Here is a 26,271-nt window from a genome sequence, read left to right as displayed (position 1 = left end):
CTCTCCCCCCAGCCCTCTCCCGCTTGCGGGAGAGGGGAGCAACCCGCGCGAGAGCATGAGGCATCAAGCCCTTCCCTTCCACGGCACCAGCCACTTCTCCACGCCGCGCATCAGCAGATCGAAGCCATAGGCGATCAGGCCGATCAGCACGATGCCCATCACCACCACGTCGGTACGCAGGAAGTTCGAGGCGTTGAGCACCATCTGGCCCAGGCCCGCGGTGGCGGCCACCATCTCGGCGGCGACCAGCGTGGTCCAGCCGAAGCCGATCGCGATGCGCATGCCGGTCAGGATGTCGGGCAGCGCGGCGGGCAGCACCACATGGCGAATCACCTGCCACGGCGTGGCGCCCATCGAATAGGCCGCGTTGATCTGCTCGATCGTCACCGAACGCACGCCGGCGCGCGCCGACATCGCCATCGGCGCGAAGCAGGCCAGGAAGATCAGCAGCACCTTCGAGGTCTCGTCGATGCCGAACCAGATCACGATCAGCGGCAGATAGGCGAGCGGCGGCAGCGGCCGGTAGAACTCGATCGGCGGATCGAAGACGCCGCGCGCGATGCGCGACACGCCCATCAGCACGCCGACCGGCACCGCCGTGATCGCAGCCAGCGCAAAGGCGCCGAACACGCGCACCATGCTGGCCCAGAAGTGGTCGAGCAGCGGCAGGCCGCCCTGCACATTGCCGTTCCACGCATCGACAAAGGCCTTGCCGATCGACTCCGGCGTCGGCAGGAACAGCGGCGGCAGCCAGCCGAAATGGCTGGCGACCCACCACAGCACCAGCAGCGACACCACGGTGACGGCGGAAATGCGCGAGCTGGACCCCTCGCCCGGCATCCGGTAGCCGGAGACCGGGCGGACCTTGCGTGCCGGCGCGGCCGGCCCCACCGACCCAACGGCGGCGGCGTTCGTGGTGGAAGACATCTCGTCGGCAACGATGGCGCCCGGCGCGCGCGGCGCGCCCGACAGACTCTGAACGGTGGCAGGCATCGGCTTATCCTTATGGCGTGGCATGGATCAGGTCGACGATTTCCTCGCGGTGGCGAATGAAATCCGGATCAGATTTGACGGCGCGCGCATCGCCGCATTCGATATAGCGGCGCGCGTACGGCAGTTCGTAGGTGTGGGCGATGCGGCCCGGCGACGGCGTCATCACGATCAGCCGCGTGGCCAGGAACAGCGCCTCCTCGACGCTGTGCGTGATGAAGAAAACGATCTTCTGCTCGCGTGCCCACAGCTTCAGGATCAGCGCCTGGATCGACTCGCGCGTCAGCGCATCGAGCGCGCCGAGCGGTTCGTCCATCAGCATCACCGCCGGATCGTTGGCCAGCGCACGCGCAATGCCGACGCGCTGCTGCATGCCGCCCGACAGCTGATAGACCGGCTTGTCGGCGACGTGCTCCAGCCCGACCAGCGCCAGCTTGTCGCGCGCGATCCGCAGCCGCTCCGCGCGGCCGACGCCACGCATGCGCAAACCCAGCGCGACGTTGTCGGCGACATTGAGCCACGGCATCAGGGCATGCTTCTGGAACACTACGCCTCGCTCCGCGCCGGGGCCGTTGACGGCGTGGCCGTCGAGGCGAATCTCCCCCTTCGGACGGCTGCATGAAGCCGGCGATGCAGGACAGCAGCGTGGTCTTGCCGCAGCCGGAGGCGCCCAGCGCGACGACGAAGTCGCCGCGCGCCATGGTCAGGTTGACCTGCGACAGCGCGAGCGTCTGCGTACCGCCCGCGCCGCCATAGTTGACGCTGAGGTTGTCGATTTCGAGTTTGGCCATCTCGGTTCCCTGTTGGGTCGTTGGCGAAGGGCTGGCTGAGGGGGGATAGGCGGCGGCTCAACGCATCGCCCGCTTGACCCACTCGGCGTTGACGCCGGCGGAGTAGTCCGGCAGCACGGTCTGGATCGTGCCCTGCTCCTTCAGGAACTGCGCCGCCGACTGCAGGGCCTTGGCCGCGCCGCCGCCGAGCCAGCGCGCCGAGGCCTGTTCCTCCAGCGTCGGAAAGGCGTACAGCGACATGCTGCCCGGCACGTCCTCGGGCTTGGCGCCCGAGATCCTGGCCACCGTCTTGACCATCGGCGAATCCGCGGTCCACGCCGCCTTGTTCTTGCGGTAGTTGTCGTCCGCGGCCGCCAGCATCCTGACGAACTTGACCATGAAGTCCGGGTTCTCGCGCGCGAACTTCTTGCTGACGATCATGCCGTCGAAGGTCGCCTTGCCGGTGGACTGCGCGATCTGCCCCGAGGTCAGCAGCACCTTGCCGGTCGGCTTGATGCGCGCGAGCACCGGGTCCCAGATGAAGGTCGCGTCGATGTCGCCGCGCTGCCAGGCGGCGGCGACTTCCGGCGGCCGCATGTTCATGATGCGGACCTGCTTCGGATCGACCTTGGCCTGCTCCAGCGCGACCAGCGTGTGATAGTGCGTGGTCGAGACGAACGGCACGCCGATGCGCTTGCCCTTCAGATCGGCGACGTTCTCGATGCGCGTGCCGTTGCGCGCGACCATCGCCTCGGCGGCGTTGATGTCGTCGAGAATCCAGAACAGCTCGACGTCCAGCCCCTGCGACAGGGCCGAGGCAATCGGCGAGGTGCCGGCCTCCGCGATCGCGATCTGTCCCGACGCCATCGCGCGGATCACGTCGCCGCCGCCGGAGAACTGGCGGAACGATACCTTGTAGCCGGTCTGCTTCTCGATCTCCTTGGCGTCCTGCACATGGCGCCATGGCACCACCATGTCCTGGTAGGCGATCACCACTTCCCTGGGCTGTGCCAGCGCGCCCGTCTGCACGGCGGCGGCCAGCACCGCGCCCGTTGCCAACTGCTTGATCCAACGCTCGATCCAACGCATCGTCGTATTCCTCAAGAAAAACAGGTTGCGTGCCGCGGCAGGGAGCGGCACGGAGATCCAGGCACCGGCAAGGTGCCTACTCGAGGAGGGGGAAGACAGAAAGCAGGTCGCATGCCAATGTCTCCTTGCAGTGGACGGCTGTCGCGTCCTTGAATCGGCCGTCGCCACATCGTGGTGGCAATCGGCGGCCAACGCCTTGCACGTTGGGTAGCGCTATCGTAGGCAGCGGGTGGCGCGGGCCATAGTGCCACTGGGCGGCAATCGTGGGTCCAAGCGCCGGCCGGCCGCCGAACCGGGCGGATCGCCCCTCCCCGAGCCCGGTTCCGCGGCGCCTTCGCACCAGGGCGGCGCGTTTTTGTCTCGTTTTAGTGCACCCATCGTACCGTTTTCCGAGATTTCTATTGACCGAGGGGGGCTCGCCGCCCTATCCTTCGGTCAAACCACCGTTTCCGGTACATTTCATCCCATTTTTCAATCCGGCCATGAAAGCGATCCACCGCATCATCGAGCGCGCGCGCTCGTCCCCCCGGCGCATCGTGCTGTGCGAGGCGGAGGACCCGCGCGTGCTGCAGGGCGCCCGGCGCGCCACGCAGGAAGGCATCGCCCGCATCGTGCTGGTCGGCGATGCCGCCCGCATCGCCGATGCGGCGCAGCGCCACGGCATCGCGCTGGACGGCATGGAGGTGGTCGATCCCGCCAGCGCCGCCCTGCGGGATCGCTACGCGCAGCAATGGCTGGCCCTGCGCCAAGCCAAGGGCATGACGCCCGAGCAGGCGCAGCGCGACGTGCTGGCGCCGCTGTGCTTCGCCAATCTGATGGTGCGCGCCGGCGACGCCGACGGCTCGGTCGCGGGCGCGGTCCATACCACCGCCGACGTGGTGCGCCACGCGATCCAGATCATCGGCATCGCGCCGTCCTTCCGGCTGGTGTCGAGCTTCTTCCTGATGATGTTCTGCGAGCCCTTCCACTCGCTCAAGGGCGGACTGATCTTCTCCGACTGCGGCCTGGTGATCGACCCGGACGCCGAGGCGCTGTCCGAGATCGCGATGGCCGCCGCCGACAGCGCGCAGAGCCTGCTGATGGAGACGCCGCGCGTGGCGATGCTGTCGTTCTCGACCAATGGCAGCGCGCACCACGCCGCCGTCGACAAGGTCGCCGCGGCGACGCAACGCGTGCGCGCGCTGCGGCCGGACCTGGCCATCGATGGCGACGTGCAGCTCGACGCGGCCATCGTTGCCGAGATCGCGGAGCGCAAGCTGCCCGCGTCGCAGGTCCACGGACATGCCAACGTGCTGGTGTTCCCGAGCCTGGAGGCCGGCAATATCGGCTACAAGCTCGCCGAACGCCTGGGCGGCGCGGTGGCGATCGGGCCGATGCTGCAAGGGCTGCGGCGCCCGGCCAACGATCTGTCGCGCGGCTGCAGCGCGGACGACATCTTTCACGTGATCGCGGTCACCGTGGTGCAGGCGCAGGCCGCCGACCTGGCAGCGGGCGACGCCAACGCCCAGATGGCGCTGCCGGGCCTGCTCGAAGGCCTGCCAGCCGACACCACACCATCGGGAGCCGCGCAGTCCCGATGAATCTCGACACCTTGCTGCCGGTACTGGCCCTGCTCGGCCTCGGCAGCTATTTCCAGACCGTGACCGGGTTCGGCATGGGTCTGATCGTGATGGGCGCGGCCAGCGGCCTGCATCTGGCGCCGGTCGCCACGCTGGCCGCGCTGGTCAGCCTGCTGACGCTCGCCAACGGCGCGCTCGCGCTGCCCGGCAAGCTGCACCATATCGACTGGCGCGCGGTGCGGGCCGCCACGCTCGGCATCCTGCCGTCCGTGGTGGCCGGCGTCGTGCTGCTGCACTACCTGAGCGGCACCGCCGCCGGCGTGCTGCAGCTGATGCTCGGCGCCGTGGTGCTGTACGGCGGCATCGGCGCGGCCCTGCGTCCCGCCGCGTTGTCCAGCCGCTCCGGCGACGGCAGCTTCTTCGTCAGCGGCGTCTGTGGCGGCCTGCTCAGCGGGCTGTTCGGCGTCTCCGGGCCACCGCTGATCTTCCAGTTCTATCGCCAGCCGCTGAACATGGTGCAGATCCGCTGCGCGCTGATCCTCGTCTTCACCACCACCTCGGCCGTGCGCACCGCCTACAGCGCCTGGCAAGGCGAACTGGCCGGCGACGTCTGGCTGCAGGCCGCGCTGGCCTTCCCGGTGGTCGCGCTGAGCACGATCGCGGCACGGCGCTTCCCGCCGCCGCTGTCGGCCGAGGCGACGCGGCGGGTGGCGTTCGGGGTGCTGGTGGTACTGGGCGCGTATCTGATGGCGGGGCCGCTGTGGCAGTGGTTCGCGGCGCCTTCGGAATAAGGCGCAGGGCATAACGTAGCCGCTCGTATCTTTTATTGCCGTTTCGCGGCCGAAATGCCCATAACGTAGCCGCTCGGCTACGTTATGCGTGACGCCATCGCGCGCCGGCTACCCCAGCCCTCCCCCGTCCCCGCTCCCCCACCCAGCGCGCGATCGCGTCGATCGCCGCCGTGTCCAGCGGCCGCGTGGTATCCAGCGGGAAGTGGCGCCGGTAGTAGGGGCTCAGGTCCAGATCGACGCCGAGTCCCATCACTTCGATGCGCCCCTGCGCCTCGTGGCGCGCCACCACGTCCTTCAGATGGTCGTCCAGCAGCCGCTCGCCGTTGGCCTGCGCGGTGGCGCGGTCCATCGGGCTGCCGTCGGATACCACCACCAGCAGGCGGCGCGACTGCGGGCGGGACAGCAGGCGGCCGCAGGCCCAGTCCACCGCCTCGCCGTCGATCCCTTCGCGGAACAGGTCGGCCTTGAACAGCGCGGCGATACCGGTCCGTGCGCGGCGCCAGCTGGTGTCGGCATCCTTGAACACCAGATGGCAGACCTCGTTCAGGCGGCCAGGCGATGGCGGGCGGCCCGCGGCCTGCCAGTCGCGCGCCACGCGGCCGCCGTTCCAGGCGCCCGTGGTGAAACCGAGCACTTCGGTGGCCAGGCCCGCGGCATCGGCCGCACGGGTCATCACGTCGACCAGCAACGCGATCTGGTCGATATGCGCCTTCATCGAGCCCGAGCAATCGATCAGGAAACTCAGTACCGCGTCGGTGCGCGGCTGCAGCCGCGGCTGGCGGAAGATGCGCGGCTGGCCGCCGGCGCAGGCCAGCTGCGCGAGCCGGCTGCGGTCGAGCCGGCCCCTCCTCCTCGCCGGACGACCAGCCGTCGGCCGCCGGTATCGCGAAGGCGGACGACAGCGTGCGCGCGATGCGGACCGGATTGATGCCGCCCTCGACAATGCGCCGGTCCAGGCGTTCGCGCCATGCCTGCAGCGAAGCCTGGCGCGCCAGCGTGGCGGCGCGCAGCTCGCGATCATAGCGCGTGGTGAAGGCCGCGTAGCCCGGTGCGAGTGCACCGTGGGCGTCGACACGCGCGCCGCCCGGGCCGGCGCCGCCTGCCTCCTGCAACGGCGCCTCGTCCTCGAAATCGAGCAGCAGCGAGAAGCCGTCGCGCACCGACTCGGGCGATTCGCGGCCCTCGTCGTCAGCCAGGCCGGCTCGCCGCGCATCGTCGCGCAGCATCGCCGCCACCATCTCGGCCGCGGCGAGCGCATGTTCGGCAAAGGCGCGCTGGTCGGCGCGCGTGCGCCGCATGCCGGCCAGTGCCGCGCCCAGGGCCGGCACGATGGCGGCGCGCGTGGCCTCGATCAGGTCCTCGGTCTCCTCGACCACCGGCCGGCCCGACAGGCGCGACCAGACCACCTGCGCGACCGTGTAGATCAGGATGCCGAAACGCCCTTCGGTCAGCCCGGAGCGATGGAAGGCCAGCGACCATTGCGCGAAGCGCCGGTGCAGGTTGGCGGCCACGCCGGGCATGCCGGCGGGCAGATGGGCTTCGCAGCGCAGCTGCTCGAACAGTTCGAACAGCAGCCGCGCGACGGGGTCGGCGGGACGCAGCGCGCGGTGCAGGGCCGCATCGCCATGCCGCAGGCGCAGCGCGACGGCGTCCACGCTGCCGCGCAGGTCGGCAAAGGTATCGCGGCCGGCATCGGTCAGAAGGTGCGGTGCGTGCAAGGGCAGCGGCCGTTGGCCGCGCCAGGGCCTGCCCGCGCGGTAATGCAGCGCGGCGTCGCCCGCCAGCGCACGCAGGGCCGCCGCGCACAACGCCTCGCGCCGGCGCTGCGTAGCCGCGGGCAATGCTTGCTCCGGCGTCGCCGCGGTCTCAGCCTCCGGCGTCAGCACGGCCCCAACCTCCCGCGTCGCCGCGGCCGCAACCTTCGACGCCGCCGCGTGGTCGGCCTCCGGTATCGCCGGCGCCGACATCGTCAGGCCGCCGCGTCGCCGCAGGGCGCCAGCTCGGTGCCGAAGCCCCGCTGGAAATACTCCGCCACGATCGGGCGCTCGCCCGGCTCGCACTTGTTCAGGAAGCTGAGGCGGAACGCCAGCGCCGGATCGCGGAAGATCTGGCAGTTCTCGGCCCAGGCGATCACGGTGCGCGGCGACATCAGCGTCGACACGTCGCCCGCGGCAAACCCTTCGCGCGTCAGCTGGGCGACGGCGACCATCGCGCCGACCAGCTCGCGTCCGGCCGCGTCGGCCAGCTCCGGCACGCGCGCCAGCACGATGTCGATTTCCGCCTCGCGCGGCAGGTAGTCGAGCGTCGCCACCACGTTCCAGCGGTCGATCTGCGCGTGGTTCAGCAGATGGGTGCCGTGATACATGCCGGTGAGGTTGCCGAGCCCGACGGTATTGGCGGTCGCGAACAACCGGAAAAACGGATGCGGCTGGATCACGCGGTTCTGGTCCAGCAGCGTGAAGCGGCCATCGCGCTCGAGCACGCGCTGGATCACGAACATCACGTCGGGACGGCCCGCGTCGTATTCGTCGAACACCAGCGCGATCGGCCGCTGCAGCGCCCACGGCACGATGCCCTCCTGGAATTCGGTGACCTGCTGGCCATCGCGCAGCACCACGGTGTCGCGCCCGACCAGGTCCATGCGGCCGATATGTCCATCGAGGTTGACGCGCAGGCACGGCCAGTTCAGCCGCGCCGCCACCTGCTCGATATGGGTCGACTTGCCGGTGCCGTGCAGCCCCTGCACCAGCACGCGGCGATTGCGCACGAAGCCGGACAGGATCGCCAGCGTGACCTCGGGCTCGAAGCGGTAGCCCGGATCGATTTCCGGCACGTGGTCGTCGCGCACGCCGAAGGCCGGCACCCGCATCGCGCTGTCGATGCCGAACACATCACGCACCGACACCATGCGGTCCGGTTCCACGCTGGCAAGGTCGATCGCCACTTCGGTTCTCCTGGATGAGGCTGGATGAGGCTGCAGGGATTTCCCCGATGTCCCGCGGCGGCGCAGGCGCGCGCCATGGCCCCGCGGTTCCATGGAGCCATCATAGCTCAGTCTCATTTTTAGACACAACACATTCCGAATAATGGATTTTCCTATTGACGATGCTCGCGGTCCGTCCTACATTTCAGCGAAACAACAGTTTTCGGTACACAACGTACCGTTTTACGATCAACAACGATCCCAACCTACCGGAGACCGCAAGCATGTCCGATCACACCCCCCACCGCCGCCGGCCCGCAGGCCATGACGCCTTCCGAGGCCTTCGTCGAAACCCTTGCCGCCAACGGCGTCACCGACATGTTCGGCATCATGGGCTCGGCCTTCATGGATGCGATGGACATCTTCGCGCCGGCCGGCATCCGCCTGATCCCGGTGGTGCATGAGCAGGGCGCCGGCCACATGGCCGACGGCTATGCCCGCGTGTCGGGCCGCCACGGCGTCGTGATCGGCCAGAACGGTCCGGGCATCAGCAACTGCGTGACCGCGATTGCCGCGGCCTACTGGGCGCACAGCCCGGTCGTCATCGTCACGCCGGAGGCGGGCACCATGGGCATTGGCCTGGGCGGCTTCCAGGAAGCCAACCAGCTGCCGATGTTCCAGGAGTTCACCAAGTACCAGGGCCACGTCACCAACCCGGCGCGCATGGCCGAATTCACCGGCCGCTGCTTCGATCGCGCGATGGCCGAGATGGGCCCGACCCAGCTGAACATTCCGCGCGACTATTTCTACGGCCAGATCAAGGCCGAGATTCCCGCAACCGCGCCGGCTGGACCGCGGCCCCGGCGGCGAGCAGAGCCTGAACGAAGCGGCCGAGCTGCTGGCGCAGGCCAAGTTCCCGGTGATCATCTCCGGCGGCGGCGTGGTGATGGCCGACGGCGTCGAGGAATGCAAGGCGCTGGCCGAGCGGCTGGGCGCGCCGGTGGTCAACAGCTACCTGCACAACGACTCCTTCCCCCGCCAGCCACCCGCTGTGGTGCGGCCCGCTGGGCTACCAGGGCTCGAAGGCGGCGATGAAGCTGATCTCGCGCGCCGACGTGGTGGTGGCGCTCGGTTCGCGTCTCGGACCGTTCGGCACGCTGCCGCAGCACGGCATGGACTACTGGCCGAAGACGGCCAAGATCATCCAGATCGATGCCGACCACAAGATGCTGGGCCTGGTGAAGAAGATCTCGGTGGGCATCTGCGGCGACGCCAAGGCGGCCGCCGTCGCGCTGACCGAACGCCTGGCCAGTCGCACGCTGGCCTGCGACGCGACCCGCGCCGCGCGCGCCGACCAGATCGCCACCGAAAAGGCGGCCTGGGAGAAGGAACTGGACGAGTGGACGCACGAGCGCGACGCCTTCAGCCTGGACATGATCGAGGAGCAGAAGAACGAGCGCACGCCGAACGGCGGCTATTACCTGCATCCGCGCCAGGTGCTGCGCGAGCTCGAGAAGGCCATGCCGGCCGACGTGATGGTGTCGACCGACATCGGCAACATCAACTCGGTGGCCAACAGCTATCTGCGCTTCGAAAAGCCGCGCAGCTTCTTCGCGGCAATGAGCTGGGGCAACTGCGGCTACGCCTTCCCCACCATCATCGGCGCCAAGGTCGCGGCACCGCACCGTCCGGCGATCTCGTACGCGGGTGACGGCGCCTGGGGCATGAGCCTGATGGAAACCATGACCTGCGTGCGCCACAACATCCCGGTCACCGCGGTGGTCTTCCACAATCGCCAGTGGGGCGCGGAGAAGAAGAACCAGGTGGACTTCTACAACCGCCGCTTCGTCGCCGGCGAGCTGGACAATCCGAGCTTCGCCGAGATCGCCCGCGCGATGGGCGCCGAAGGCATCGTGGTCGACCGGCTGGAAGACGTCGGCCCCGCGCTGAAGAAGGCCATCGACCTGCAGATGAACCACGGCAAGACCACCATCGTGGAAATCATGTGCACCCGCGAACTGGGCGATCCGTTCCGCCGCGATGCCTTGTCCAAGCCGGTCCGCCTGCTCGACAAGTACAAGGATTACGTATAACGGAAGCAAACGAGGCGCGCGGTGCGGCCCTGCCGCGCCGCGCGATCACGGCCTTCGGGGCCGCCGCAGCAATGCGGCCCCGGACAGACAAAACAAAGACAGCGAAGCCGTGACGACACCATCATGAGAAGCACTGGAGACAAAAATTGCTGGATAACCCCGAGGGCTCGCGCGGCCTCAAGCACAGCCTGAAACAGCGCCACATGACGATGATCGCGCTCGGCGGCGTGATCGGTGCCGGACTGTTCGTCGGCAGCGGCGTCGTCATCAAGTCGGCCGGCCCGGCGGCCGTCCTGTCCTTCCTGCTGACCGGCATGCTGGTGGTGCTGGTGATGCGGATGCTCGGCGAGATGGCCTGCGCGCTGCCCACCGTCGGCTCCTTCTACGAATACGCGCGCGAAGCGTGGCACGGCAAGCCCGAGGCCGGCGCGCTCGCCAGCTTCCTGACCGGCTGGATGTACTGGTACTTCTGGGTCATCGTGGTCGCGCTCGAGGCTGTGGCCGGCGCCGACCTGATCCGCTACTGGCTGCCCGACGTGCCCTCCTGGGCCATCAGCCTGGTGCTGCTGGTGATGCTGACGCTGACCAACCTGTTCTCGGTCAAGTCCTTCGGCGAGTTCGAGTTCTGGTTCGCCTCGATCAAGGTGGCCGCGATCGTCGTGTTCCTGTTCCTGGCCGGCCTGTTCGTGCTCGGCATGTGGCCGGATACCGCGCCCAGCGTCGCCAACCTGACGGCGCACGGCGGCTTCGCGCCCAACGGCATCATGCCGGTGCTGACCGGCGCCGTCGCGGCGACGGGCTTCTACTTCGGCGCGGAGATCGTGACCATCGCGGCGGCCGAAACCGCGGAGCCGCAGAAGGCCGTGGCCAAGGCCACCCACTCGGTGATCACGCGGGTACTGGTGTTCTACGTCGGCTCGGTGCTGCTGGTGGTGTGCCTGGTGCCGTGGAACTCGCCCGGCATCGCCACGCCGTACGTCAGCGCGCTCGACGCGATGGGCATCCGCGGCGCGGCACAGGTGATGAACGCGGTGGTGCTGACCGCGGTGCTGTCGGCGCTGAACTCTGGCCTGTACGCCTCGTCGCGGATGATCTTCGCGCTGACGCGCCGCGGCGATGCCCCGGCCGGCCTGGCCAAGCTGAACCGCAACGGCGTGCCGGTCCGCGCGATCCTGTTCTCGACGCTGTTCGGCTACGCCGCGGTCGTGATGTCCTACGTCTCGCCCGATACGGTGTTCGCCTTCCTGGTCAATTCGTACGGCACGGTGGCGATCTTCGTCTACATCCTGATCGCGGTATCGCAGCTGCGGCTGCGCGCGCGGCTCGAACGCGAGGCACCGCACAAGCTGCGCGTGCGCATGTGGATGTATCCGTATCTGACCTATGTGGCGATCCTGGGCATGACCGGCATCGTGGTGGCGATGGCCTTCATTCCGGACCAGCGCAAGCCGCTGCTGCTCGGCGTGGTCAGCCTCGGCATCCTGCTGCTGGTCTATCTGGTGCGCCGGCAGTACCGCCGCGGCGCGGAGCGGCGCGAGAGCGAGATCGACCCGCACCAGCAGCATCTGGGCGACATGCCCCGCGCCCACGCGGTACGGCGCTGATCCCGTCGTCACCGCGTCCGCCGGGGACGACAAGCCCACCGGGCCGGCACCCGCTGGCCCAATCGATTCCATCCAACTGGCCCTACAGCGCGTCCCGGCGCTTCCCTATGCTGGGAACGTGCAAAGGACCGGGTCCGCTGCCGCGCGGACCGCAACAACATCGAGGAGATTCAAGTGGAGTACGCAAGCAAGCAGGCCGGCACCGAAGCGACCGCGGCCGACAGCAACCTGTCCGGACAGCAGGCCGGTGGCGCCAGCGGCGGCGTCACCGCCGCCACGCTGCAGGCCTTCAGCGATGCCTGGAACCGCCACGACATCGACGCGCTGATGTCCTTCATGACCGACGACTGCGTGTTCCACGCGGTGGCCGGCGGCGAGCTGTTCGGCCGTACCTTCAGCGGCCGCGAGGCGGTGCGCGAGGGCTTCCAGCTGGCCTGGCAGACCTTCCCGGACGCGGCCTGGCTCGACGGCGAGCATTTCGTCTGCGGCGACCGCGGCGTCAGCGAATCGACCTTCCGCGGCACCAAGGCCGACGGCTCGCGCATCGAGGCGCGCATGGTCGACGTGTTCACCTTCCGCGACGGCAAGATCGCGGTCAAGAACGCCTATCGCAAGGACCGTCCCGCGCTGGCGGCCGGTTCCCGCGGCTGATCGAACGCGTCGCAACAGGAGCGCAGCGATGGAAGCCATTGCCGATATCACCGCCATCGGTCGGGAAAACGGAGCGCCGGGCCAGGCCGGTGGACACACCGGACACAACGGGGCCACCGGTCCGTCCCGGCCCTACGATCCCGCCTACGACCCGCTGGTTGCGCCGACGCCCGGCCAGGGCCGCGACTACGCGCCGACCTACTGGATCGGCACCGCCGGCGAGCCCCCGCCCGACGACGGTCCGATCACGCACGACGTCGACGTCGATGTCGCGATCATCGGCTCGGGCTTCACCGGGCTGACCTGCGCGATCTTCCTGGCGCAGGAACACGGCATCAAGGCGACCGTGCTCGAGGCCAACCGCGTCAGCTGGGGCTGCAGCACGCGCAACGGCGGGCAGGCGCAATGCGCATCGGGCCGGCTCAAGCGCTCGCAATGGATCCAGCGCTACGGCCTGGACGCCGCGCTGCGCCTGCACGAGGAAGTGTGCGCCGGCATGGAGACCTTCAAGACGCTGATCCGCGATATCGACTGCGATCCGCAGCCGGGCGGCCACCTGTATATCGCGCATCGTCCCGAGGCGATGCCCGCGCTGGAGAAGGAAGCCAAGCTGCTGCGCGAGGTGTTCCATTACGACGCCCGCATTCTCGATGCCGATACCGTCAAGCGCGAATACGTCGACGACAAGGGAGGCGGCCGGCGCGATGCACGAGCCTGAAGGCATCGGCATCCATGCCGGCAAGCTGGCCTTCGGCTATCTGCGCCGGGCCCGCGCGCTGGGCGCCACCGTGCATCCGTCGAGCCCGGTGCTCGACTGGACCACGCGCGACGGCGTGCATTACCTGCGCACGCCGGGCGGGATCGTGCGGGCGCGCGCGGTCGGCGTCGCGACCGGTGGCTACACCTCGCAGAGCCTGCATCCGCATCTGAAGAACCGGCTGTTCCCGATCCTGTCGAACTCGATCGTGACACGGCCGCTGACGCCCGACGAGATCGCGGCGTGCAATTTCCGCACGACGCAGGTGATCACCGACACCCGCATCCTGCGCCACTACTACCGGCTGATGCCGGACGGCCGCCTGCAGATCGGCAGCCGCAGCGCGATCACCGGCACCGACGCGCCGCGGCCCCAATACGAGCAGAAGCTGGTCGACGACATGGTGCGCAAGTTCCCCGCGCTCAAGGGCATTCCGATCGATTACTCCTGGTGGGGCTGGGTCGACGTCAGCCACGACATGATGCCGCGCATCTTCCAGCCCGATCCCGCGCAGACCCTCTATTACGCGATGGGCTACGGCGGCAACGGCGTCATGTACTCGGCCCAGGCGGGCCGCCGCATGGCGGCGATGATCGCGGGCAAGAACCCGGGGCCGGAGCTGCCGATCTTCCGTTCGGCGCTGCCCTTCCCCAATGTGCGCGAATGGGTCGAGTCCCCGGCGTTCGCACCGTTCCGGCGGCTGGGGCAGCGGTTCCTGTACCACTGGTATCACCTGAAGGACGACGTGCTGTAGTTCAGGAGCGAGCCGTACCCATGCGGCTCGCATACCGCGAACACGCTCCCTCTCCCACTTGTGGGAGAGGGTTGGGGAGAGGGCCGGGCGGTCGCGCACGCGATATCGTTTTTGCGGGCGCCTCTCCCCCAGCCCGTTTCCCGCAGGCGGGAGCGGGGAGCAAACCCGCCAGCGGCACACGGCCTTCGATTACCGGCTTTCCACCCATATCCCCTCCCCCGCCCCTTGCCCGATAATGCTCCCCCGACCCCAACACAAGATGGAGCGCGAACGGCATGGCCACGGCGGGCAAGGGAAACACCTTCTGGAATCGGCTGCTGCAATTGCCCGCCGATTCGGGCCTGAGCCTGCAGGCCCAGCTGCGCCAGCAGATCGTTTCCGCGATCCTGTCGCGGCAGTTGCCCGAAGGCAGCGCGCTGCCGTCGAGCCGCGAACTCGCTGCGACGCTGGGCATCGCCCGCAATACCGTGATCCTGGCGTTCCAGCAACTGGTCGACGAGCACTTCCTCGAGACACGGCCGCGGCGCGGCTACTTTGTCGTCGAACAACTGCCGAGCGTGGCGCGGCCGCCGTCCGCGCACAACGCCGGCACCGCGGGCACGCCGGCCAGCACGGATGGCGGTAGCGAATCCCCCCGGCCCCGACTGGAGCGAACGGCTGCCCGACATCAGCGGGCTGCGCGCGATCGTCAAGCCCAACGACTGGCAGAACTATCCCTACCCCTTCATCTATGGCCAGTTCGACCCGGCGCTGTTTCCGACCGCGGACTGGCGCGAATGCTCGCGCATGGCGCTGGCCGTGCTGGAGATCCGCGGCTGGGCCTCCGACCTGATCGACCGCGACGATCCGCTGCTGATCGAGCAGTTGCAGCGGCACGTGCTGCCGCGCCGCGGGGTCTGGGCCAATCCCGACGAGATCATGGTCACGCTGGGCGCCCAGCATGCGCTCTATCTGCTGGCCGACCTGCTGATGCGCGACGCGGTGGTCGGGCTGGAGGAGCCGGGCTACAGCGATGCGCGCGCGATCTTCGGCATGCGCGCACGCGAAGTGGTACCGCTGCCGGTCGATGACTCCGGCCTGCGTCCCGAGGGCGAGCTGGCGCGCTGCGACTATGCCTTCGTCACGCCGAGCTACCAGTGCCCGACCACGGTGACGATGCCGCTGGACCGGCGCGAGGCGCTGCTCGCCGAGGCGCACCGGCACGACGTGGTGCTGATCGAGGACGACTACGACACCGAGAATCCCGCGCTGACGCAGCCGATCCCCGCGCTGAAAAGCCTGGACCGCGAGGGCCGCGTGATCTATGTCGGCAGCCTGTCGAAGTCCTTCGTGCCCGGCATCCGGCTCGGCTATATCGTCGCGCCCAGCACGGTGATCCGCCAGGCGCGGGCGCTGCGGCGCTACATGCTGCGGCACCCGCCGGCCAACAACCAGCGCGCCACCGCCCTGTTCATCTCGCTGGGCCACCACGACGCGCTGCTGCGGCGCGTGGCGCCGATCTTCCAGCGCCGCGCGGCCGTGCTGCGCGACATGCTGGCGCGGCATCTGCCGCAATGCCGCGTACAGAATTCGCCAGGGGCGTCGTCCTTCTGGGTCGAAGGGCCGCCGGGCCTGGATGCACGCAAGCTCGGCGATGTCGCGCTGCGGCATGGCGTGATCATCGAGCCCGGCGACGTGTTCTTTGCCGCCGACGGACCGTCGCCGCACTTCCGCCTGGGCTACACGGGGATTGCCGAGGAACGGATCGAGGAAGGCGTGCGGCTGCTGGCCCAGCTGATCGAGCACGAGCGGCGGCGCTGAGACGCGGCGGAGTCCGGCGCTTCCCGGAACGTCCCGCGTTTCCGCGCGTTTTCCCCGCGTCTTTCCAATCTTCGCCACCCCAGGCAGGCTCCCCGCCAATCACTTCACCGCCGAACCTAGGGCAAGTCCCGATGCCATGACGCCGGGATTGTCCTCGCGGGGACAATCTGCATCGTCCCCGGCGTCTATGCTTTTCTTCGGACCGCCCCCAAGCAGCAGCAACCGCAGCAACCGCAGCAGCCGCTCGAGTTTGCGCCAGACCGGTGTCGAGGGGCAGGTCGCGCCCGTCCTGGCCGGACTCCACGACATCGAAGGAGACGACATGGCACCGACTTTGGCTTTCCATTGGCATCGTATCGCCCTGACTGCCGTGACCGTGGCCGTGCTGGCCGCGTGCGGAGGCAGCGACGACGATCACAAACCCCGGCCATCGGCCAACGCCGCGCAGGCGTGCGCGGAGCTGGCCGGCAAGACCGTCGCCGGCGCCACCGTCACGGCGGCCGCGACCGTCGCCGCGAGCGGCCCGCAACCGCTCTTCTGCCGGGTCAACGCCACCATCGCGCCGCAACTGAAGCTGGAGCTGCGGCTTCCCGATCGGTGGAACGGCAAGCTGTATTACGGCGGCGGCGGCGGATACAACGGATCGATCCCGGGCATCGACGTGCCCACCAACCTCACCGCGCTGAAACAGGGCTACGCCACCGTCAACAGCGACTCGGGCCATTCCGGCAATGTACTGTCCGCGGACTTCGCCCTCGACGATCCGCACGCCGCCGCGCTCTTCGGCCATCAGTCGGTGCCGACGGTGATGTCGTCCGCGCGCGAGATGCTTCGGACCGCCTACGGCAAGGCGCCGGAACGGTCCTACTTCGAGGGCTGCTCCAATGGCGGCCGCGAGGCGCTGATGGCGGCGCAGCGCAATCCGGACCTGTTCGACGGCATCATCGCCCGCGCGCCGGCCTACAACTGGGTCGGCTTCATGGGGGCATTCAACCGCAATGCCAAGGCGCTGGCCGCGCCGGGCGGCATGTTCAACAGCGCAAAGACCAATCTGCTGGCGAAGGCCGTGCGCGATGCCTGCGACGCGCAGGATGGCATCACCGACGGCGTGGTATCGAATCCGCAGGCGTGCCGCTTCGATCCGGCGGTGCTTCGTTGTTCCGGCGGCACGGATGCCGGCGACGCGTGCCTGTCCGACGCGCAGCTGGCGGTGGTGCAGTCCTGGACCACGCCGGCGGTGTGGGCCAACGGCGCCTATTCCAATGCGGGCTGGGCGCTGAGCGGCAACGAGGACGATCCGGGCGCGTGGGGCGTCTGGCTGACGGGCAACGGCAACGTCAACATGGCGCTGCAGTTCCTGTTCCAGGACACGACGGTGAAGAACTATCTGGCACGCGACCGTTCGCAGAACTCGCTGACCTATACCTGGGACAGCAATGTCGCCGCGCTGGCCAACCTGTCGAATCTCAACGACGCGACCAACATCGACCTGCGGCCATTGAAGAACAGCGACGCCAAGCTGATCCTCTGGCACGGCACCAACGACTCGGCCCTGAGCTTCAAGGCCACCAACGCCTATTACGAGGGGGATGGTCGGTGCGGTCGGTGGACAGGCATCGGCCGACGAGTTCGTGCGCTACTACCTCGCGCCGGGCGTCAATCATTGCGCCGGCGGACCGGGCGCCGACCAGACCGACCTGCTGACGGCGCTCGATACGTGGGTGACCAAGGGCACTGCACCGGGCACGCTGACGGCCACCAAGGAGACCAACGGCGCCACCGCGTTCTCGCGTCCGCTGTGCCGCTATCCGCAATATCCGCGTTATACGGGACCGGCGAACGACCCGGCGGCCGCGGCGCAGGCGTCGAACTACACCTGCACCGCGCCGTAAACCTCGGGCAACGCCAGCGCCCGGGACGACTCGCTTCCCTCCCCGCCGGGCGGGAGAGGGGAGCCCTCCACCAACGCCAGCGCTACACGGTCACACCGCCGACGTGCGCACAGCCGCGGCTAATGCACCGTGGTGCTCGCCTGCGCCCCGCCCGTCATCCCGCCCAACGCCGCCGCGGGATTCCAGGTGAAAAACCGCATCCACGCATCGAGCCAGCGCCCCTGCATGTCGGCGCCGATCTCCCAGGCGGTCTGCCCGTATTTGCTTGCCATCGACAGCGCCGGTGCCGGGCCGGCGATCTGCTGCGCGAGGCGTTCGTCGGGGTCCCACTTCCAGATCCACGACGTCCACTGGAAACCCGCCTCCTCCATCAGCGCCCCATAGAAGCTCCAGCCCAGTGCGGCCAGCTTCAGGCAGTCGCGCGCCAGCATGGTGGAAGCGTCGGGCACTTCGGTGACCGCGGGAATCGGCCGCTCCCCGGCCAACTGCCCGATGGTCACATCGGTCACATCGGTCACATCCGTGACACCGGTCATCGGATTCGCGCGTGGTGCTTTGCTCTTCATCGTCATGCTCCTTGGAAGTCGCCGGACGGCGGTGGAAAAGAAGTCGAGCGGTACGCAAGAACGTTGCCAGCGGCGCCCCGGTAGCGTCGTGCCGGCGGCGGCGCGCATGCGCATGGAGCATTTACACGGCTTGTACGCGGGCCCGTGCACGATCTTCCAGCCCCACGAAGGCTGGCGAAGCGACGTGATCGAAACCATGCGGCAGTCGCCGCCGCCCATCGGTGGCACGGTCGATGCGTGACACGCGAAACACGAATCCGACATGCGCCCCCACGCGCCGCGCCTCGATCCCGCCATGCATCCTCCCCTCTCCAACGGCCCCGAACAGCAGCCCGAACGCTACCGCCAGCGCATGGTCGAGCTGCAGATCGCCGCGCGCGGCATCCGCGATCCGGCGGTACTGGCGGCCATGCGCGAGGTGCCGCGCGAGCGCTTCGTGCCCGACGCGCTGCGGCAATCGGCCTACGACGACGCGCCGCTGTCGATCGGGTCGGGCCAGACTATCTCGCAGCCCTATATCGTCGCGCGCATGGTCGAGGCCGCGCGGCTGCATCCCGCCTCGCGCGTGCTGGAGATCGGCACCGGCTCCGGCTATGCGGCCGCGGTGATGGCGCGCATCGCGGCCCGCGTCGTCACGCTGGAGCGCTGGCGGCGGCTGGCCGAGCGCGCCAGCGACGTGCTGCGCGCGCTCGGCTTCGATAACGTCGAGGTCCACCTCGCCGACGGCACCGCCGGCTGGGAAGCGGGCGCGCCGTACGACGCCATCGTTTCCGCCGCGGCCAGCCCGGATATCCCCGCCGCCTGGCTGGCGCAGCTTGCACCGGGCGGCACGCTGGTGATGCCGCACGGCCATCCCGGCCACGCGCAGCGGCTGCTGCGCATCGGCAAGCGTGCGGACGGCACGCTGGAGCGCGAGGATCTCGCCGGCGTGGCCTTCGTGCCGCTGGTCGCGCGCACGGCGGAGGAAGCGGGCAACGAGAATGCCGGCGATTGAGGACCATCGACTCCAGAATCATCGACTCGAGAACCCCGCATCGCATCGATGTACGACCGTCGACCGGGGACCATCGACCCATCGACGAACTCCCGGAGGACCGACATGATCAGCGCACTGCACGATCCCGTGACCGGCCAGGTGCTCGCCGACACCGATATCGTCGAACGGATCGCCGAGGCGGCCGAGCGGCTGCCGGCCATCGACGATCCTGCGTTTGCCGCGGCGGTGGACCGGTTTGCCGACTGCCGCGTGGTATTGCTCGGCGAATCGACGCACGGCACCGCGCAGTTCTACGATGCGCGCGCGGCCTTCACGCGACGGCTGATCGAGCGGCACGGCTTTCGCATCGTGGCGGTCGAGGCCGACTGGCCGGACGCTGCCGCGATCGACCGCTACGTCCGCCAACTGCCCGCGGCCGAGCATCAGGAACCGCCGTTCCGGCGCTTTCCGACCTGGATGTGGCGCAATACGTCGGTGGAGGCGCTGGTCGAATGGATGCACGGCTACAACGCCGAACGCGCGCCGGACCAGCGCGCGGGCTTCTTCGGCCTCGACATCTACAGCCTGGGCAGCTCGATCTCGACCGTGCTGGGCTATCTGAACCGCATCGATCCCGACGGCGCGCGCGAGGCGCGTGAACGCTACGGCTGCCTGTTGCCGTGGCGCGAGGACCCGTCGCGCTACGGCCGCGCGGTGCTGAGCGGCCGGGCGCGCGATTGCGAGGACGAAGTCATCGCGCAGTTGCAGGCGCTGCTCGAGCGGCAGCTCGACTACGCGATGCGCGGGCGCGAGCCCTTCTTTGACGCCGCGCAGAACGCGCATCTGGTGGCCTCGGCCGAGCAGTATTACCGGCTGATGTACTACGGCGGGCCCGAAAGCTGGAACCTGCGCGATACCCATATGTTCGACACGCTGGCGCGGCTGCTCGACACCTATGCGCCGGGCGCCAAGGCGGTGGTGTGGGCGCACAACTCGCATATCGGCGATGCCGACGCGACCGCGATGGGACGCGACCATGGCGAGACCAATATCGGAAGGCTGTGCCGCGCGCGCTTCGGCAGGGAGGCGGCGCTGATCGGCTTTTCGACGTCGCGCGGCACCGTGGCGGCGGCGTCCGACTGGGACGGGCCGATGCAGGTGATGGACGTCGTGCCCGCGCGCGCCGACAGCTACGAGGCGCTGTTCCAGCGCACCGGCATCGACCGCTGCTTCATCGACCTGCGCGAAGGCGTCCACGAGCAGGCCCGCGCGCTGCTGACGGTGCCGCGGCAGGAACGCTTCATCGGCGTGGTCTACCGGCACGATACCGAGTTCGCCAGCCACTATGCGTTCGCGTGCCTGCCGCAGCAGTTCGATGCGCTGGCATGGTTCGACCGCACCGACGCCGTGAAGGCGCTCCCCCACCGTGGCGCGCACCGGCATGCCGGAGACGTATCCGTTCGGCCTGTAGCCACGACGTGGCTCCACCGGCGTCCGGCGCGGGGCGCGGCTTAGAATGCGGCACGGGCCACGCAATGGACGGCATGGCCCGCCCGATCGACCCGCCAGAGAGACCCCGGTGCGCTACGAATTGACGGACCTACGGCTGTTCCAGGCCATCGCCGAATCGCAAAGCCTGTCCGGCGGCGCTGCCGCCATCCATATCACCGCATCGGCGGCCAGCTATCGGCTCAAGAACCTCGAGCTGGCGCTGGGCACGCCGTTGTTCGTGCGCGCCGCGCGCGGCATGGAGTTGACCGCGGCAGGCACCGCGCTGCTCGGCCACGTGCGCGAACTGCTGCGCGGCCTCGAGCGGATGCACGGCGAGCTGGGTCGGTTTTCCGCGGGGTTGAAGGGCAATATCCGGCTGATCGCCAACAGCAGTTCGCTGAACGGCTTCATTCTGCCGAGCGTCAGCCGCTTCCTGAATGCCCATCCCGAGGTCAATATCGACCTGGAGGAACGGGCCAGCCGCGAGATCGCGGCCGCCATCGCCGCGGGCGAGGCCGACGTGGGCGTGCTGGCCGGCGAGGTCGAAACACAGGGCGTGCGCTGGCTGCCGTACGCGGTCGACGAGCTGATCCTGGCCGTGCCGGCCGACCATCCGCTGACGCGCGAGGCGCAGGCGCAACCCGGCGGCGTGCGCTTCGGCGCGGCGCTGGAGCACGACTTCGTCTGCCCCGGCCGCGATACCAGCAATGTGGTGTTCCTGCGCGATACCGCGCACCGGTTGGGACGAACGCCCAATGTCCGCCTGCATGCGCCGACCTTCGACGCGGTGCTGGCGCTGGTCGAAGCGGGCGTGGGGCTGGCGCTGGTGCCGCGCAGCGCTCGCCGCGGCCTCGCTGCGCGACGGCCGCGTGGCCGGGGTACGTCTCGCCGAGGAGTGGGCGCGCCGCCAGCTGAATCTGGTGCTGCCGGCGGCGGGCAAGCTGCCCGCCTTCGCCGAGGCCTTTGCCGAGTTCCTGCTGGGCGATCCGCATGTGGCCGCGACGCGCGACGCGCTGCCATGACGGGGCACGGCCGTACCGTTGAATTGCCGCGAACGGTGGCTTGAAGACATTCGACTGGTTGGCCGGGAGGCGCAAAAATATACTGCTCCGCGATCGAATCGACGCGGAGATCCCATGCTGCACAAGGCCCTGTCCGGCATCAAGGTGCTGGACCTGTCCCGAATCCTTGCCGGGCCCTGGTGTACCCAGAATCTGGCCGACCTCGGTGCCGAGGTCACCAAGATCGAGCATCCGGAGCGCGGCGACGATACGCGCGGCTGGGGCCCGCCCTACCTGCAATCGGCCGACGGCGGCGAGCGGATGTCCGCGTACTTCGCCTGCTGCAATCGCGGCAAGCGCTCGCTGGCGATCGACTTCACCACCGCCGAGGGCAAGGCCGCCATCCTGGCGCTGGCCGACGAGGCCGACGTGCTGGTCGAGAACTTCAAGGCCGGCACGCTGCGGCGCTACGGGCTTGACTATCCGAGCCTGCGGGCGCGCAATCCGCGGCTGGTCTACCTGTCGATCACCGGCTTCGGCCAGAGCGGCCCGATGGCCGACAAGCCCGGCTACGACTACGTGTTCCAGGGCATGGGCGGGCTGATGAGCTATACCGGCCAGCCCGATGGCGAGCCGGGTGAGGGACCGCTGCGCACTGGCGTCGCGGTCGTCGACCTGAGCACCGGCATGTATGCGACCTCGGCGGTGCTGGCCGCGCTGTTCCAGCGCCAGGCCAGCGGCGTGGGACAGCATCTGGACATCGCGCTGCTCGATGTCGCGGTCGCGCTCAACGCCAACCAGGGCGCCAACTATCTGTTCTCCGGGCGCAATCCGCCGCGCAGCGGCAATGCGCACCCGAACTGCGCGCCCTACGAGGTGTTCCGCTGCGCCGACGGCCATCTGATCCTGGCGATCGGCAACGACGCGCAGTTCGCGCGCTCCTGCGAAGTGGCCGGGCTGCCCGACCTGCCGACCGATGCGCGCTATCGCACCAACAGCGCGCGCATCGCCAATCTGCCGGCATTGCGGGCGCAGCTGGCGCAGATATTCGCCACGCGCTCCCGCCGGCAGTGGACTGATGCCTTCGACGCGGCCGGCGTGCCATGGGGGCCGATCCACTCGATCGAGGAGGTGTTCGCCCATCCGCAGGTCCGGCATCGCGGCCTGCTGCAACACGCCGAGCATCCTACGCTCGGCCGCATTCCGATGGTGCGCAATCCGATGCTGCCCGACTCGCCCGCCGCCGCGCTCGCTCCGCCGCCGCTGCTGGGCGAGCACGGCGCCTGACGCTTTGCCATACGAACGCCCAGGACCGGCCACGAACGCCCAAACGCCTACGAACCCCGCGAACACCACGAACACCACGAACACCCGCGAATCACGAAGACCCACGAGGAGACAACCTTGAAACATCCGCATCGCGCCACCGTGCGCAAATCCCCCCCAGCTGATCGCCGCGGTGGCCGCCACCGCCGCCACGGCCGCCATCGCGACCATCGCAAACCCCGCGCATGCCGACAGCTATCCGAGCAAGCCGATCAAGCTGATCGTCCCCTACGCGGCCGGCGGCACCACCGACATCCTGGCCCGCATCGTCGGCACCAAAATGGGCACCATCCTGGCGCAGCCGGTGGTGGTCGAAAATCGTCCGGGCGCCGGCGGCGCGGTCGGCAGCGCCTATGCGGCCAAGCAGCCGGCCGACGGCTACACGCTGGTGATGGAGGTCGAGAGCTCGCACGCCGTCAATCCCAACGTCTATGTGAAGACGCCGTACGACCCGGTCAAGGACTTCGCGCCGATCAGCAACCTGGCCGACGTGCCCAACGTGCTGGTGGTCAATCCGTCGTTCCCGGCCACCGACGTGGCCTCGTTCGTCAAGCTGCTGAAGGCCAACCCCGGCAAGTACTCGTTCGGCTCCTCCGGCAATGGGGGGCCTGAGCCATATGAACGGCGAGCTGTTCATGAGCGAGACCGGCACGCGCATGCTGCATGTTCGCTACAAGGGCCTGGGACCGGCGCTGAACGACGCGGTGGCCGGGCAGATCCAGGTGGTGTTCGACAATATCCCGTCGTCGTCCGGCCTGATCCAAGGGAAGCGCCTGAAGCCCCTGGCGGTGGCCGCCAGGCAGCGGCTGAAACTGCTGCCCGATGTGCCGACCTACGCGGAGGCCGGGCTGCCCGCGATGAACAATCCGTCGTGGTTCGGCCTCGGCGCGCCGGCCGGCACGCCCGACCCGATCCTCGACAAGCTCAACGATGCGGTGCGCCAGGCGCTGGCCGATCCCGAGGTCATTGCCGCCATCGAGAAGCAGGGCGCGATTCCGGCGTGGACCTCGCGCAAGGCCTTCGCCGACCTGATCCGCAATCAAAACCAGCACTGGAAGCGCGTCGTCGACAAGATCCAGTTCGCCAAACTGCAGTGAGGACTTCATGAGCGCTCCCGCCAATCCGCCGACGACTACGCCCGCCTATACGCCGACCAATACGCCGACCAATACGCCGACGAATACGCCGACCGATGGGCCCACCAATACGCCGGCCAATCCCCCGGCGATACGAACGCCCATCCGGGCCGCCACGCCGCCGTCGCCATCGACGAGCGCGGCATTGCCGCCCTGACGATCAGCGACGCCGGTTCGCTCAATATCCTCGGCACGCCGGTGATCGCCGCGCTGACCGACGCGGTACGCAGGCTCGCCGCCGATCCGCGGGTGCGCGTGCTGATCCTGCGCGGCACCGGCGACAAGGGCTTCATCGGCGGCGCGGACATCAAGGAGATGGTCGCGCTGACGCGGGACTCCGCCGAGCGCTTCATCGGCGGCCTGCGCGAACTGTGCGACGCCGTGCGCCACTGCCCGGTGCCGGTGATCGCGCGCATGCCGGGCTGGTGCCTGGGCGGCGGACTGGAGCTGGCGCTGGCGTGCGATCTGCGGATCGCCGCCGACAACGCCAACCTCGGCATGCCCGAGGTCAAGGTCGGCATTCCGTCGGTGATCCACGCCGCGCTGATGCCGCGCCTGATCGGCAATGCCCGCACGGCATGGATGCTGCTGACCGGCGAGCTGTGCGACGCCGCGCAGGCGCTGTCGTGGGGCCTGGTCCATCGCGTGGTGCCGCTGGCCGAGCTCGACGCCGAAGTCGAGCGGGTCGCGCAACTGCTGGCCGGCTTAGGCCCGACGGTGGTGCGCCAGCAGAAGCGGCTGCTGCGCGAATGGGAAGAGCAACCGGTCGATACGGCGATCGCCAACAGCGTGGCCGAATTCGGCAGCGCTTTCGATACCGGCGAGCCGCAGCGCTATATGGCGGAATTCGTCAATCGCAAGCGATCCTGATACGGCCATCGGCTCGAATTGCCTCGAATTACCTCGAATTGCCTTGAAACGCCGGCCGGTCCGGCGTTTTTTTATTACCGTTGTTTGCAATCCGGGATTCCAAAAAATCGTACAATGCGGCGCCTTTTATTCGTCGGGCATGCTTGAAACGAATCAATAAAAATCCAGGGGCAATTCCACTGATGACCAAGGTTCTCTCTCTCACTCTGCTTTCCACCTGCGCCGCGGCGCTGATCGCCGGCTGCGCCGGCAGCAACGTCAATGGCCTCGTCGATGCCGGTGGCTCGCTGTTCAAGGCGGCCACGCTGTCGGACGCGGACGTCAAGACGCTGTCGGAACAGGCCTGCGCCGAATCGGACAAGGAAAACAAGATCGCGCCGGCCAACAGCCCGTACACCAAGCGCCTGACCGCGATCATGGCCGGCCTGAAGGACAGCGGCGTGCCGGTCCAGGCCAAGGTCTACCTGACCAAGGACGTCAACGCCCGGGCGATGGCCAACGGCTGCGTGCGCGTCTACAGCGGCCTGATGGACATGATGAACAACGACGAGGTGCGCGGCGTGCTGGGCCATGAGATCGGCCACGTGGCGCTGGGCCACAGCAAGAGCCAGATGCAGGTGGCCTATACCGCCGTCGCCGCGCGCGGCGCGCTCGCCGCCAGCGCCAACGGCACCGTGGCCGCGCTGTCGCAGTCGCAGCTGGGCGACCTGTCCGAGAAGCTGATCAACGCGCAGTTCTCGCAGGCGCAGGAAACGGCCGCCGACGATTACTCGTTCGATCTGCTGACGAAGAACAAGGCCAACCGCCAGGGGCTGGTGACGGCCTTCGAGAAGCTCGCCAAGCTCGATGGCGGCAAGTCCGGCATGTTCGATTCGCACCCGGGTTCGGCCGATCGCGCCAAACGCATGCAGAGCCGTCTGGCCAAGGGCAGCTGAGGCGCCGCGGGTCGTCATTTGACCTGAAGGGCCGTTGGGGCGAAGCGCTTTGGCGCTTCGCCCTTGTCATATCTGCGCGATTCCATGTCTTCACGGACACGCGCCGGCCGGTAATAAAGGCTTTTATGGCGTACGGGTTTTCACGGCGTAGGGGCTTTCGCTGCGGCTTTTTGCAACGTGATTTTCACCTTACTTATAGATGTCATAAAAGCAAGCGATGATCGCCCCCCGTTTGCGCCGGCAGGGGTTCACGGGTCGAACCCGCGCCACGCTGCCGGCGACAGACTCTGTCTTCCA

Annotated in this window: 15 protein-coding genes and 7 pseudogenes; 17 read left to right on the top strand and 5 right to left on the bottom strand. The window is 68.6% G+C overall.

Annotated elements, in window-relative coordinates; all coding sequences use genetic code 11:
- Positions 1–63: 63 nt before the first annotated feature.
- The 3 genes and pseudogenes from OJJOAM_RS20705 to tauA all read right to left on the bottom strand — a co-directional run bounded on the left by OJJOAM_RS20705 (position 64) and on the right by tauA (position 2,849).
- Complete coding sequence (locus OJJOAM_RS20705; RefSeq protein WP_422649656.1) at positions 64–993, bottom strand: ABC transporter permease; 930 nt, start codon at positions 991–993, stop codon at positions 64–66.
- A 10-nt stretch (positions 994–1,003) separates the two neighbouring features.
- A pseudogene (locus tag OJJOAM_RS20700) lies at positions 1,004–1,781 on the bottom strand (taurine ABC transporter ATP-binding protein).
- Positions 1,782–1,838: 57 nt separating this feature from the next.
- On the bottom strand, positions 1,839–2,849 hold the full coding sequence (tauA, locus tag OJJOAM_RS20695; protein WP_150082493.1) for a taurine ABC transporter substrate-binding protein: 1,011 nt from the start codon (positions 2,847–2,849) through the stop codon (positions 1,839–1,841).
- A gap of 482 nt (positions 2,850–3,331) precedes the next feature.
- Here tauA and pta point away from each other — a divergent pair, with 482 nt between their 5' ends.
- Positions 3,332–4,429 (top strand): phosphate acetyltransferase, encoded by a 1,098-nt coding sequence (pta, locus tag OJJOAM_RS20690; protein ID WP_422649655.1) that lies wholly within the window; start codon positions 3,332–3,334, stop codon positions 4,427–4,429.
- Complete coding sequence (locus OJJOAM_RS20685; RefSeq protein WP_422649654.1) at positions 4,426–5,199, top strand: TSUP family transporter; 774 nt, start codon at positions 4,426–4,428, stop codon at positions 5,197–5,199. The genes pta and OJJOAM_RS20685 overlap by 4 nt, the downstream gene beginning before the upstream one ends.
- Positions 5,200–5,281: 82 nt before the next feature.
- Here OJJOAM_RS20685 and OJJOAM_RS20680 read toward each other — a convergent pair.
- Positions 5,282–7,040, bottom strand: a pseudogene (locus OJJOAM_RS20680) (cobaltochelatase CobT-related protein).
- A gap of 128 nt (positions 7,041–7,168) precedes the next feature.
- Positions 7,169–8,107 (bottom strand): AAA family ATPase, encoded by a 939-nt coding sequence (locus OJJOAM_RS20675; RefSeq protein ID WP_149316509.1) that lies wholly within the window; start codon positions 8,105–8,107, stop codon positions 7,169–7,171.
- 339 nt (positions 8,108–8,446) lie between these two features.
- On the opposite strand from OJJOAM_RS20675, the pseudogene xsc reads away from it, so the two are divergent.
- The 15 genes and pseudogenes from xsc (at position 8,447) to OJJOAM_RS20600 (ending at position 25,974) form a co-directional block, all read left to right on the top strand.
- Positions 8,447–10,215 (top strand): annotated as a pseudogene (gene xsc, locus OJJOAM_RS20670) (sulfoacetaldehyde acetyltransferase).
- Between the two features lie 203 nt (positions 10,216–10,418).
- Entirely contained in the window at positions 10,419–11,819 is a 1,401-nt protein-coding gene (locus OJJOAM_RS20665; RefSeq protein WP_265635364.1) for an amino acid permease, read from the top strand.
- Between the two features lie 228 nt (positions 11,820–12,047).
- Positions 12,048–12,470: a nuclear transport factor 2 family protein gene (locus OJJOAM_RS20660; protein ID WP_149316512.1), complete on the top strand. Its 423-nt coding sequence runs from the start codon at positions 12,048–12,050 to the stop codon at positions 12,468–12,470.
- A 28-nt stretch (positions 12,471–12,498) separates the two neighbouring features.
- Positions 12,499–13,981, top strand: a pseudogene (locus OJJOAM_RS20655) (FAD-dependent oxidoreductase).
- 275 nt (positions 13,982–14,256) lie between these two features.
- A pseudogene (locus OJJOAM_RS20650) lies at positions 14,257–14,460 on the top strand (GntR family transcriptional regulator); the annotation flags it as partial.
- Between the two features lie 136 nt (positions 14,461–14,596).
- Positions 14,597–15,781 carry a PLP-dependent aminotransferase family protein gene (locus OJJOAM_RS20645; protein WP_422650946.1) on the top strand — a complete coding sequence of 395 codons (1,185 nt, stop codon included), beginning with the start codon at positions 14,597–14,599 and terminating at the stop codon, positions 15,779–15,781.
- A 322-nt stretch (positions 15,782–16,103) separates the two neighbouring features.
- Entirely contained in the window at positions 16,104–18,323 is a 2,220-nt protein-coding gene (locus tag OJJOAM_RS20640) for a tannase/feruloyl esterase family alpha/beta hydrolase (RefSeq protein ID WP_422650945.1), read from the top strand.
- Between the two features lie 211 nt (positions 18,324–18,534).
- Positions 18,535–19,233 carry a protein-L-isoaspartate(D-aspartate) O-methyltransferase gene (locus tag OJJOAM_RS20635; RefSeq protein ID WP_422650944.1) on the top strand — a complete coding sequence of 233 codons (699 nt, stop codon included), beginning with the start codon at positions 18,535–18,537 and terminating at the stop codon, positions 19,231–19,233.
- Positions 19,234–19,338: 105 nt separating this feature from the next.
- On the top strand, positions 19,339–20,730 hold the full coding sequence (locus OJJOAM_RS20630; RefSeq protein WP_422650943.1) for an erythromycin esterase family protein: 1,392 nt from the start codon (positions 19,339–19,341) through the stop codon (positions 20,728–20,730).
- Between the two features lie 64 nt (positions 20,731–20,794).
- Positions 20,795–21,728 (top strand): annotated as a pseudogene (locus OJJOAM_RS20625) (LysR family transcriptional regulator).
- Between the two features lie 114 nt (positions 21,729–21,842).
- On the top strand, positions 21,843–22,994 hold the full coding sequence (locus OJJOAM_RS20620) for a CaiB/BaiF CoA transferase family protein (RefSeq protein WP_422650942.1): 1,152 nt from the start codon (positions 21,843–21,845) through the stop codon (positions 22,992–22,994).
- Positions 22,995–23,193: 199 nt separating this feature from the next.
- Positions 23,194–24,130 (top strand): annotated as a pseudogene (locus OJJOAM_RS20615) (Bug family tripartite tricarboxylate transporter substrate binding protein).
- 7 nt (positions 24,131–24,137) lie between these two features.
- Positions 24,138–24,326 (top strand): hypothetical protein, encoded by a 189-nt coding sequence (locus OJJOAM_RS20610; protein WP_422650941.1) that lies wholly within the window; start codon positions 24,138–24,140, stop codon positions 24,324–24,326.
- Positions 24,299–25,039 carry an enoyl-CoA hydratase gene (locus OJJOAM_RS20605; protein ID WP_422650998.1) on the top strand — a complete coding sequence of 247 codons (741 nt, stop codon included), beginning with the start codon at positions 24,299–24,301 and terminating at the stop codon, positions 25,037–25,039. The genes OJJOAM_RS20610 and OJJOAM_RS20605 overlap by 28 nt, the downstream gene beginning before the upstream one ends.
- 182 nt (positions 25,040–25,221) lie before the next feature.
- Entirely contained in the window at positions 25,222–25,974 is a 753-nt protein-coding gene (locus OJJOAM_RS20600; protein ID WP_422650940.1) for a M48 family metallopeptidase, read from the top strand.
- Positions 25,975–26,271: the final 297 nt, after the last annotated feature.

This window comes from Cupriavidus sp. H18C1, from assembly GCF_049311595.1.
Lineage (GTDB): Bacteria > Pseudomonadota > Gammaproteobacteria > Burkholderiales > Burkholderiaceae > Cupriavidus > Cupriavidus cauae.
The sequence above is the reverse complement of the archived record's forward strand: the minus strand, read 5'-3'. Positions and strand labels throughout refer to the sequence as shown.

What these genes read in the sequence shown, in the direction of transcription:
- OJJOAM_RS20640 (WP_422650945.1), top strand. Translation starts at nt 16,104, where the DNA reads ATGGCACCGACTTTGGCTTTCCATTGGCATCGTATCGCCCTGACTGCC.
- OJJOAM_RS20635 (WP_422650944.1), top strand. Translation starts at nt 18,535, where the DNA reads ATGCATCCTCCCCTCTCCAACGGCCCCGAACAGCAGCCCGAACGCTAC.
- OJJOAM_RS20610 (WP_422650941.1), top strand. Translation starts at nt 24,138, where the DNA reads ATGAGCGCTCCCGCCAATCCGCCGACGACTACGCCCGCCTATACGCCG.
- OJJOAM_RS20600 (WP_422650940.1), top strand. Translation starts at nt 25,222, where the DNA reads ATGACCAAGGTTCTCTCTCTCACTCTGCTTTCCACCTGCGCCGCGGCG.
- OJJOAM_RS20645 (WP_422650946.1), top strand. Translation starts at nt 14,597, where the DNA reads ATGGCGGTAGCGAATCCCCCCGGCCCCGACTGGAGCGAACGGCTGCCC.
- pta (WP_422649655.1), top strand. Translation starts at nt 3,332, where the DNA reads ATGAAAGCGATCCACCGCATCATCGAGCGCGCGCGCTCGTCCCCCCGG.
- OJJOAM_RS20620 (WP_422650942.1), top strand. Translation starts at nt 21,843, where the DNA reads ATGCTGCACAAGGCCCTGTCCGGCATCAAGGTGCTGGACCTGTCCCGA.
- OJJOAM_RS20630 (WP_422650943.1), top strand. Translation starts at nt 19,339, where the DNA reads ATGATCAGCGCACTGCACGATCCCGTGACCGGCCAGGTGCTCGCCGAC.
- OJJOAM_RS20665 (WP_265635364.1), top strand. Translation starts at nt 10,419, where the DNA reads ATGACGATGATCGCGCTCGGCGGCGTGATCGGTGCCGGACTGTTCGTC.
- OJJOAM_RS20675 (WP_149316509.1), bottom strand. Translation starts at nt 8,107, where the DNA reads ATGGTGTCGGTGCGTGATGTGTTCGGCATCGACAGCGCGATGCGGGTG.
- tauA (WP_150082493.1), bottom strand. Translation starts at nt 2,849, where the DNA reads ATGCGTTGGATCGAGCGTTGGATCAAGCAGTTGGCAACGGGCGCGGTG.
- OJJOAM_RS20705 (WP_422649656.1), bottom strand. Translation starts at nt 993, where the DNA reads ATGCCTGCCACCGTTCAGAGTCTGTCGGGCGCGCCGCGCGCGCCGGGC.
- OJJOAM_RS20685 (WP_422649654.1), top strand. Translation starts at nt 4,426, where the DNA reads ATGAATCTCGACACCTTGCTGCCGGTACTGGCCCTGCTCGGCCTCGGC.